The organism is Alcaligenes sp. AB3 (assembly GCF_031844565.1).
In the GTDB taxonomy this organism is placed as follows: domain Bacteria; phylum Pseudomonadota; class Gammaproteobacteria; order Burkholderiales; family Burkholderiaceae_B; genus Alcaligenes; species Alcaligenes faecalis.
The window spans coordinates 170,055-179,676 of the sequence record NZ_JAUZVM010000007.1 but is presented as its reverse complement, the minus strand read 5'-3'; the positions used below and the strand labels follow the sequence as shown (position 1 = coordinate 179,676).

The 9,622-nt window shown below is 57.8% G+C and carries 11 protein-coding genes; 6 read left to right on the top strand and 5 right to left on the bottom strand.

Annotated features, from left to right (window positions below; all coding sequences use genetic code 11):
- Positions 1 to 330, top strand: a 330-nt coding sequence (locus tag Q9R35_RS14775; protein WP_311220046.1) for a hypothetical protein, incomplete at its 5' end; no start/stop codon positions are given.
- A 41-nt stretch (positions 331 to 371) separates the two neighbouring features.
- On the opposite strand, the gene Q9R35_RS14770 is transcribed toward Q9R35_RS14775, so the two are convergent.
- The 4 genes from Q9R35_RS14770 to Q9R35_RS14755 are packed head-to-tail and all read right to left on the bottom strand — an operon-like array spanning position 372 to position 4,548.
- The gene (locus Q9R35_RS14770; protein ID WP_311220045.1) at positions 372 to 1,460 is read right to left on the bottom strand and encodes a c-type cytochrome; all 1,089 of its coding nucleotides are present in this window, start codon (positions 1,458 to 1,460) and stop codon (positions 372 to 374) included.
- A gap of 21 nt (positions 1,461 to 1,481) precedes the next feature.
- Entirely contained in the window at positions 1,482 to 2,297 is an 816-nt protein-coding gene (locus Q9R35_RS14765; protein ID WP_042489051.1) for a cytochrome c, read from the bottom strand.
- Between the two features lie 8 nt (positions 2,298 to 2,305).
- Positions 2,306 to 2,956, bottom strand: coding sequence for a cbb3-type cytochrome c oxidase subunit II (locus Q9R35_RS14760; protein WP_009461016.1), 651 nt, complete (start codon positions 2,954 to 2,956; stop codon positions 2,306 to 2,308).
- Complete coding sequence (locus Q9R35_RS14755; protein WP_031232271.1) at positions 2,953 to 4,548, bottom strand: cbb3-type cytochrome c oxidase subunit I; 1,596 nt, start codon at positions 4,546 to 4,548, stop codon at positions 2,953 to 2,955. Before Q9R35_RS14755 ends, Q9R35_RS14760 begins: the two co-directional genes overlap by 4 nt.
- Positions 4,549 to 4,800: 252 nt before the next feature.
- Here Q9R35_RS14755 and Q9R35_RS14750 point away from each other — a divergent pair, with 252 nt between their 5' ends.
- Entirely contained in the window at positions 4,801 to 5,463 is a 663-nt protein-coding gene (locus tag Q9R35_RS14750; protein ID WP_042489057.1) for a response regulator, read from the top strand.
- A 12-nt stretch (positions 5,464 to 5,475) separates the two neighbouring features.
- Entirely contained in the window at positions 5,476 to 6,837 is a 1,362-nt protein-coding gene (locus Q9R35_RS14745; protein ID WP_311220044.1) for an ATP-binding protein, read from the top strand.
- 127 nt (positions 6,838 to 6,964) lie between these two features.
- On the opposite strand, the gene Q9R35_RS14740 is transcribed toward Q9R35_RS14745, so the two are convergent.
- Complete coding sequence (locus Q9R35_RS14740) at positions 6,965 to 7,174, bottom strand: cold-shock protein (protein ID WP_009461028.1); 210 nt, start codon at positions 7,172 to 7,174, stop codon at positions 6,965 to 6,967.
- A 224-nt stretch (positions 7,175 to 7,398) separates the two neighbouring features.
- Between Q9R35_RS14740 and Q9R35_RS14735 the strand changes: the two genes are divergently transcribed.
- From Q9R35_RS14735 to soxZ, 3 genes are read left to right on the top strand one after another with little or no spacing between them, the layout of a single operon-like run.
- Entirely contained in the window at positions 7,399 to 8,727 is a 1,329-nt protein-coding gene (locus tag Q9R35_RS14735; RefSeq protein WP_311220043.1) for an FAD-dependent oxidoreductase, read from the top strand.
- Positions 8,714 to 9,217 (top strand): thiosulfate oxidation carrier protein SoxY, encoded by a 504-nt coding sequence (locus tag Q9R35_RS14730; protein ID WP_063692962.1) that lies wholly within the window; start codon positions 8,714 to 8,716, stop codon positions 9,215 to 9,217. Before Q9R35_RS14735 ends, Q9R35_RS14730 begins: the two co-directional genes overlap by 14 nt.
- A gap of 13 nt (positions 9,218 to 9,230) precedes the next feature.
- Entirely contained in the window at positions 9,231 to 9,557 is a 327-nt protein-coding gene (soxZ, locus tag Q9R35_RS14725) for a thiosulfate oxidation carrier complex protein SoxZ (protein ID WP_042489075.1), read from the top strand.
- The last annotated feature ends 65 nt before the right edge of the window (positions 9,558 to 9,622 follow it).

The following is a 9,622-nucleotide window of genomic DNA, read 5'->3' as shown; positions in this document are numbered from 1 at the left end:
ACAAGGCACTTTCGCGAGTTCAGGGCGCGCCCGAATAGCAAGCCTGACCAGGGCACCGGTGCGCAGCACCGGCAAGGAGCCAAGCCCGGAGGACGGCCCCCCGGCCCAGACCGGCGTTTCCACGAAGCACTATCCAAACATGCAGGCTCTCTGCGCTCCTTGTCTAACAAACCTCCTGCTCTGCGCATAAGCAGCGCCACTCCCCAACGCTCAGGAAACCGAAGAAGAAGAAGAAGAAGAAGAAGAAGAAGAAGAAGAAGAAGAAGAAGAAGAAGAAGAAGAAGAAGAAGAAGCCCAAAACAAAACGCCTCAGTTCCCAAAAGAAACTGAGGCGGTCTCATCTTCAAACAAACGGCAACCAGGCCAAAGGCTTACTTCTCCACGCCTCCACCCAGAATCACGCCGTTCACTTCCTTACCGTAGTAACTTTCCTCGCCATCGTGGAACTCCACACGAGCTTGCTCAACCGTCCCCTTCTGACGAGCATCCTTGGGACGCTCATGACTGTTGATATACGCCGCTACGTCCCACGCATCCTGATCGGACAAGGAGAACGGTTTACCCAAAGGCATGTTGGCCTTGATGAAACCGGTAGCCGTATCAATACGAGCCATCCCGGCACCCCAGTTATAAGAGTTGGGGCCCCACAAGGGCGGGAACACCACACCACTTTCGGCATCCTTCTGCCCCTGACCATCCACCGCGTGGCACAACACACAGTTGTTGGTGTAGACCTCTTTACCGCGCGCTACGTCATAACCCAGCTCGGTCTTTTTAACCTTGGGAAAGCCGGCACCTGGCAACTTCTGACCCGTCGGCGCCCCATCGGACATCCAGTACATATAGGTCATCAGGTCACGATACACATCGCTCCCAGCGGGCGGTGCAACGCCCGAGGACGAAGCCTGCGCATTCATGGAATAGGTAAAACAGCCAATAATGCGATCTTCCAGCGTGCTGATCGCCTTGGTCTTGGAACGATAGGCCGGATAGCTGACATACGCCCCCCACATAGGTGCGGAATGTTCACGACGCCCACCGTCCAGGTGACAGTTCACACAAGCCAGGGTATTGCCCACGTGATCGGACACCGTAGTCGAGGTTTCCATAAAAATCTTTTGACCGCGACGAACCGCCTCGCCATACGGCGTATCCGGGATGCTGCTCTCTGGTGGCGGCACATAGTAGCCATCCGCCCCCACAGGCATGCCGGCCGTGACCGAGTGCTTATCCTTGCTCTGCGCCTTGCGGTCGGCTTCCATCGCTTCACGGCTATACGTAGCCTCGCCCAGCTGAGTCGTGCCATTGTCTGGCGAGCCTAGGGAAAAGGACAACCAGCCCTTGGCGTTCATGCCGTAGCCAATTGCAAAGAGCAGCACACCAATACCGGCCCCCCAGGCCAGTCTGCGTCCACCCGACATGGCGGGTTTGCTGCGACCATTGTTTTGAGTGTCTTTCATAAAAAGCTCTCTGTTCTGATCTTATTTCGCCTGCTTGCCATTGGCTGGCAGCGAGGCGGCGTAGTAGGAAACCGCATACAGGTCCTCGTAGGACAAGCGCGATGCAATGTCATCCATCAGGCTTTGCGGCGAGTTGTGACGATGGCCACCTTTCCAGGCCGACAGCTGGCTGAACAAGTACTCGGCCTGTTGCGCGGCCAAAGGCGGGAAGGACGCCCCCACCCCTTCACCCTGACTGCCGTGGCAGCTGATACATGCGGGCACGTTCTGCTTCCAGTCCCCTTTATGGAACAGGGCTTCGCCACGGGCCAGGTTCGCTTCCGAGCTGGGCACGTTAATGGCGGGGGCCGGCAGCTTGGCGTAGTAGGTAGCCAGCTCCTTCATATCGTCCGGCTTCATGCCACGAGCCACATACTGCATGGACTCGTTCAGGCGTGTTCCTTTGGCAAAATCCTCCAGCTGCTTGAGCAGATACGCTTCGGGCATACCGGCCAGACGTGGAGTGATGCCAGCGCCTTCACCTGCCTCGCCGTGGCAGGAAGCACAGCTCCACACACTGCCCTGCCCGGAATGCACCAGCACCGGCGCATCCTTCAAGGCAGGAATCACAGGTGCCACAGGCGTGCCACCCACACTGGAGGCAAGAACAGGAGCCGTAGGCTCGTCCGGTGCCGCGTGTGGCGCCAGATCGTGCAGGTACAAACCTACCCCAGCCAGGGCCAAGGCGAACAGCACCGCCAACAGGAAAATCGGAATGGGGCGCGGCGGCTCCCATGGCTCGAAGGTAGGGTCGATGTTCTCGACCTGGGGCGAACTAGAAACTTTTTCCATTGTCATGACTTGTCCTATTTAGCGCCCGAATCCGTCGAGGCTTCAGCGGGGCGACGATCGTAGCCACGGTCACGTTTATCCAGTTCCTGCGCGCTGGTCGCGTAGGTGCGATCCAGAGCCAGCAGGTACTCCACCAAATCCAGCGCTTCCTTGCGGGCGACCACATGCTTGCCCGCAGGCTGCAGGGATTCCGGCAAACGCACCACCACGTCACCTTCGGAAACCTGGTCTTTCAGCTCGAACATATAGGGATAGGACGGCATCAGGCTCCAGTCAAAAATCGCACGGGGCTGATACAGATGGGTCAAATGCCAGTCACGGCTTTTCATGCGTGCCCCCACGTTGAACAGGTCCGGACCGGTACGCATGGTGCCCAGCAGGTGGGGCGAATCGTAAAAGTAATCGCCCGGTGTGGACGCACGGCCCCAGCCACGTGCCGTATCAAACAGGGTTTGACCGGTGGAGCGTGGCTGCTGGCTGTGACAGTACAAACAGCCATTGGCCACGTACTCGTCACGTCCCAGCAATTGCTGGGCGGTATAAGGTTGCAACTGCTCCGGCGGTTCCGAGGTACGCAGTTGCCAGGCTGGCAAAATCACCAGCATCAAGGTGGCCAGCAGCAACACGCCAATGGCCCCGATCAGTAAAGGTAAGAGTCGATTCATGACGCATCTGCCCGAGCAAGTGTAGGAGTCGCATTAACAGCGGAACCTTTGCGCAGCAAGAGCAAGGCAAAGTGAGCCGCAAAGACAAAGTGGCCCAAGGTCATCATGGTGCCGCCAATGGAGCGGGCTTCCAGATACGGAACCATCTTGCGAGTGATCTCGCCAAAACTTGAACCTGGGTCCATCAAACCCATGCCCTGCACCACACCGGCAATGCTCAGAGCCAGCACGTAGATCGTGAAGCCTGCCGTCACCAGCCAGAAATGGGTTTTGATCAGAGCCGGGAAAGGCCAGCGACGTCCCAGAATGTGCGGCATCATGTAATACAGCGTGCCGAACATCACCATGGACACAAAACCGTAGGCGCCCAGGTGAGCGTGACCGACGGTGTAATGCGTAAAGTGCGTCACCGAGTTCACCGAGCGGATCGCTTCCAGCGAACCCTGGAAGGAGGACAAGGTGTACATCAGCGCGCCAATCCAGACGAAACGCAGGGCCATGGATTGCTTGAAGGCCCACAGGTTCTGCGCAACGGTTACGTGCTGGTTAATCGCCACGGCAATTACCGGCACAAACATCATGATGCTGTGCACCACGGACAAGGTCACGGCCCAGGTTGGCACCGGGCCACCCATCAAGTGGTGAATACCGACCTGGCTGTAGAACAGCGCCAGACTCCAGAAACCCAGCAAGGACACGTTGTAGGAATACACGGGCTTGCCGATGATTTTGGGGATGATGTAGTAAGCCGCACCCACCCCCATCGGCGTCAGCCACAGCCCCAGCACGTTGTGAGCAAACCACCAGTTCACAGTTGCTTGCTGGGCACCGATGTGCAGACCAGGGATATTGGACACCAGAAACAGAAAGGGAAACCAGACCATGCCGGCCAGGAAGTACCAGCCCGACACGTAGATGTGACGCGACTTGCGGTTCGCTGCAGTTTCAATCGCAGGCCAGGCCAGGAAAAAGCCGCCCACAGCCAGCAGAATGTCGATCTGCCAGGGAAATTCCAGCCACTCGATGCCGTCAGACCAGCCATTGGCCACGGCAATCGTGCCGCCCAATACCCCAAGGGTCCACAGCGCGGCGCCAAAGTACACCATATTGGGGCGACGCAACGGCGTATGAAAAATACGCGGCAACAGCCACAGGGCCACGCCAATCCCGGTCACCGACAGCCAGCCATAGGCCACGATGTTCAGGTGCAAGGTACGCGCACGACCAAAGGTCACTTGGGCCACGTCGGCCAGCCAATCCGGCCAGTGCAGTTTCAGCGAGGCCATCACGCCAAACACCGAACCGATCAGCAGCCAGGTAATCCCGACCGTGACCAGAAGCAGCACCGGCCCCCGACCACTGCGGTCAATGCCCGCACGTAAAACGTCAAAGCGATGCGTCTGTGCTTCGTTCTCCCCCCCAAAGGAAGCACTGTCATCCGGCTGCCCGAGCTCACCTTTCATGAAGATGGTCTCGGCTTCGTTCTTCCCAACGAAAATCAGCTTGTTTGCTACGGCCCAGACAAGAATGCCCAGTGCCACCAAAGAGGCGACAAAACTGGTCGCCAGTAATATTCCTAATATAGGAGTCATGTGAGTTAATGCCCGATATCTGTCATGCGGCTAAGCCTAGAGAAACGTCATTGCCCAAGCCGGTTTTATTAAAAAAGTAAGTACCGAGATACAAATGCAATGCAATCTACATCACAGTAGAGGATCAGGATTAAGGCCAAATTAAGAGAACTTTCCCTCTCGCCCCTGCCCTCAAGACTGCTAACATGAACGCCAAAACGTAATAAACATCAGGCTTTGCCTGCACACGCCGCATTCGCTACAGGGGGGAGAATGCACGTTTTACTTGTTGAAGATGATGCGCTTGTCGCCAGCGGAATTGTGGCGGGCTTGCGACTGCATGGGCTCACCGTGGACCACGTGGGCACGGCCAGCCTGGCCGACACAGCCTTGCTGTCTTCGCACTTTGATGTCTGTATTCTGGATCTGGGTTTGCCCGATCAGGACGGGCTGACGCTGCTGCGTCGCTGGCGCGAACAAGGCCGCAAATTGCCCATTCTGATTTTGACGGCACGCGATGCGCTGCATCACCGGGTCGAAGGACTGCTGGGCGGGGGCGATGACTACGTCATCAAACCATTTGACCTGGACGAACTGCTGGCACGTCTGCATGTCTTGACACGACGCGTGGCCGGTCATGAAACCGATTGCATTGAATATGGACGGCTCAGCTTCTGTGCGTCCACCGGCCATGTCACGCTGGATGGCAAGCCGGTCAGCCTGGCACGTCGCGAACTGTCCTTGTTGCGTGCCCTGCTTAACAAACCCCACACCATCCTGAGCGCCGAACAACTGTGCGACAGCGTGTATGGCTACGACCAGGACCTGGAAAGCAATGCCATCAATGTGCACATCTACCATTTGCGCCGCAAGCTGGGCAGCAATATTGTCGAGACCGTGCGCGGCCTGGGCTACAAACTGGGGCCTGCCGGCTAGGTATGTGACGCCATGAGCTTACGCCTTAGATTGCTGCTGGTTATCGGCATTTCCCTGACCGTACTCTGGAGTGCGGTCGCCACTTGGATGCTGATGGATGCGCGTCACTCTTTACGTGAGGCGCTCGATAGCCGACTGGCAGCATCGGCCCGGATGGTGGCCGGACTGGTAGCCCAATTCCCGAACTTGCAGGAGCTGGCCCAATCGGCCGAGCGCCCTTTGGACATCATCGCTCGCGATGGCGTGGCTTGTGAAATCAGCGTGGTGCGCAGTGAAGTGGAAATCCAGGCTGTCAGCCGCACGGCGGGCAGCCCCGACATGTCACAAGTGGCGTTAGGCTTTAGCACGCATATCCATGGCGGCAAGCGCTGGCGCACCTTTGTCCTGCGCGAAGGCCATATCCAGATTGCCGCTGCCGACAGCATAGAAATACGCGAGTCACTGGTACGGGAAATCATGCTCTCGGCTGGTCTGCCCTTTGTGGTGGCCTTGTTTGGCAGCCTGCTGCTTTTGTGGATTGGTATCGGTCACGGCCTGGCGCCACTGGAACGAATTCGGGATTTGCTGTCCCGCCGCCGTCCGGGTGACGACAGCCCGCTGCCCAAAGTCAAAGCCCCGGTTGAGCTGCAACCTTTGCTACAAACTATTGAGGAACTGCTGGAACGCCAACAAGCCGCCATCATGCGCGAGCGCCGCTTTACCGATAGCGCCGCCCACGAACTGCGCACCCCGCTGACGGGCATCAAAACCCATATTCAAGTTGCCCATCTGGCCGCCCAGCGTCCTGGCGAGCGCAACACGCTGGATACCGCCTTGAGCCAGGCGGACCAAGGCGTGCAGCAACTACAGAACATTTTGCAGCGACTGCTGGAACTGGCCCGCCTGGACGGTCAAGGCGCCAGCAAGGAAAGCAGCCAGGCGGACGAGGCCGTGTATGCCGCCTTGCACGCGCTTAAAGCCATTTATGGCGACACCATCGACCAGATCACGCTGGATATACGCAGCAAACCCGGCCCGGTGCAGATTGAAAAATCCCTGCTGACAGTGGCCGTGCAGAACCTGATCGACAATGCCTTGCGCTATACCAAGGCGCAGCAGCCAATCAGCCTGCGGATTGAGGCCGGAGAACCAGGCTACCTGCGTATCAGTGTCCTGGACCACGGTCCCGGCTTGAGCGACAGCGAACGGGATCTGGCCATGAACCGCTTTTGGCGCGGCTCGCAGCAGCAGGCGGGATATGGACTGGGTTTATCCATTGTGAATGCCATCGCCACCCAGCATGGCGGCACACTGGAACTGTTGAATCGTCAAAGTGGCGGTCTGGAAGCGCGTCTGACCGTGCCCCTGACAGACGCACCGCCGCTCTACAGCTAATCGCTACCGCTGCTTCCCTGCACCAAACCTGCTGAAACCAAGCCAGGCCACAAAAAAAGGCCGGAGCCCCTAAGGGTCCGGCCTTTTCAGTTTGACGCGGTGCTTGCCTGTTCAGGCAAGCCCATCATCAAAGAATTTGGATTTTAGTTGCGCATGGGCCTTTCTGGCCTGCACCTTCGATGAAGGAAACGCGTTGGTTCTCTTCCAAAGTTTTGAACCCGGTTCCCTGAATTTCACTGTGGTGTGCGAAGAGATCCTTGCCGCCGTTCTCCGGCACGATGAATCCGAAGCCTTTTTCGCTGTTGAACCACTTCACAATACCAATTTCTGTCTTCAAAATAAGTCCTAAATGTAATAACGATCAGAGAAAAAAATTTTCCCTTCCTGAACTATCCTCTGATTGCGTCCACAAAGATAGCTCCGTTACTTTTTATTCGCAAAAAACACGGATTTGTGTTGTTTCCGGAGCCGATACCCGGACTCTTGGCTATACTGGCTCGCACTAAGCGGTCTACTCATCCTGATTGACGTGTGTCATGTCATGATCACGAGGAACATACAATGAAACGTAGAAACTTCCTGCTGGCCACCCCAGCCGCCGCACTTGGAACACTGGTTCTGCCCTCCACCAGCCTGTCTGCCCCCGCCATCATCACCAACACCAGCCAAATCCTGCCGCGCCACTCCAAAGGCCCGCGCATTGTCATTTGTGGTGGCGGTTGGGGCGGGATGACAGCCGCCAAATACCTGTCCAAACTGGTGCCGCAGGCGCAAGTAGTATTGATCGAGCGCAACCCCACGTTCTGGTCCGGCCCCATGAGCAACAAGTGGCTGATTGACATCGTCAACACCGATTTTCTGAACCACGACATGCTGGCGCCATCCATCAAATACGGCTACAGCCTGGTGCATGCCGAAGTCACCGCTATCGAGCGCGACAAGAAAACGGTGCGCACAACCCAGGGTGCGCTGGAATACGATTACCTGATTCTGTCGGGCGGCATACGCAATGCCTACGACGCCTGGTTCGGCAATGATACTTATGCGGCGGAATACACCCGCCAGCACTTCCCCAACGCCTACATCCCAAATGCCGAGATGTTCGCCTTGAAGAACAAGCTCAAGGCCTTCAAGGGTGGCACCATTGTGATGACGTTGCCCCCGCCGCCCCATCGCTGCCCGCCCTCGCCCTACGAGCGCGCCTGTCTGATGGCCTGGCATATCAAGACCAACAAGATTCCGGGCAAGATCATTATTCTGGACCCCAAGCCCACCATCGCCCCCATTGGCGAAGGCTACCGCGCGGCTTTCCAGGAGCTGTATCCAGACATCATCACCCACGTACCCAATGCCCGGGTGCGCGAAGTAGACCCCTTCAAGAAACACATCAAGACCACCGCTGGCGACTTTGATTTTGACGACGCCGTGCTGATGCCCCCGCATCAGGCCGCCGACATGGTCTGGAATGCGGGCCTGGTCGGCACAGGTCCTGACGGCAAGCCAACAGGCTGGGCCAATATTGACCCGCGCCTGTTCACCGCCCGTGACGACGACAATGTTTACGTGGTCGGAGACTCCATGGGCTTTATTTCCGACCAGTTCGGCCACTACCCCAAGAGCGCTCACGTGGCGCACGCGGTGGCCAAAATCGTTTCCCAGAATCTGGCGGAGCGCATTGCGGGCAAGGAAGTGGTGCCCGTCCTGCCCGACAACCTGTGCTACATGATGGTCAACGGGGATCCGCAAGAAGAAATCTCGGTCAAGTTTGAATACGAGCTGGACGCAAGCGGCAAGGTTCTGCAAACGCAGATTGATATGGACGTACGTACCCCCGACCTTGTTCAAGAAGACTTCCAGTGGATCCAGAGCCGTTTCAATGACTTCCTCTAAACTTCCTTCCCGTTTTGTCCGCCGCCGCCAGCTTGTGCTGGGCTGTGCCGCCGGACTGGGCGCCGCGTGGCTGCCCATCAATCTGCATGCGCAAGTTGCCTTTGATCAATTGCTGAAACCGGCCAATGCGGCCCAGGTCCAAGCCATTGTGGACGAGTTCCTGAAAGGCGCCAGCCCAGAAGAAAAAGGCATGAAGCTGGATATGCCCGCTCTGGGCGACAACCCCGCCGCAGTGCCCGTCAAAGTGGTGCTGGACTTGCCCGCAAGCGACGATGTGTACTGCCAGGAACTGATCATTCTGGCCCAGGGCAACCCGCATCCACTGGCCTGCCGCTTCAACTTCACGGCCCTGGCCGGAACAACGGAAGTGGCCGTTCGTCTGCGTCTGATTGAAACCCAAACCATCCGCGCCCTGGCACGGTTAAGCGATGGCCGCGTCCTGAGCGCCCAGCATCACATCACCGTGACGGCTGGTGGCTGCGGCATGTAAACAAGGGGCACTCATGAGTAAACCACGTATCTGGATCAGCAATGCCAAGCCCAAGGCGGGCGAAATGGTGCGCGTGCGCGCCCTGGTCGAGCACCGCATGGAAAGCGGCCTGCGCTTGAGCAAAGAAGGCCAGGTTGTGCCGCGCAACATCATCCACGAATTCAAGGCCACCTTTAACGGCGAGCCCTTGTTCAACTGGCAGCCGGAAACAGCGATTTCCCAAAACCCGTACATTGAATTCACCTTTGTCGCACGACACTCCGGGGCTCTGGAAATGAGCTGGACGGACGATCAAGGCGCTGTCATTACCGGCCAGACGGAGCTGAGCATCAGCGGCTGATTGCTTGCCACTTGCTGCCAGACTCCCAGACCTGCCCTCTTCAGCGCCCTGCCCGGGCGCTGAGT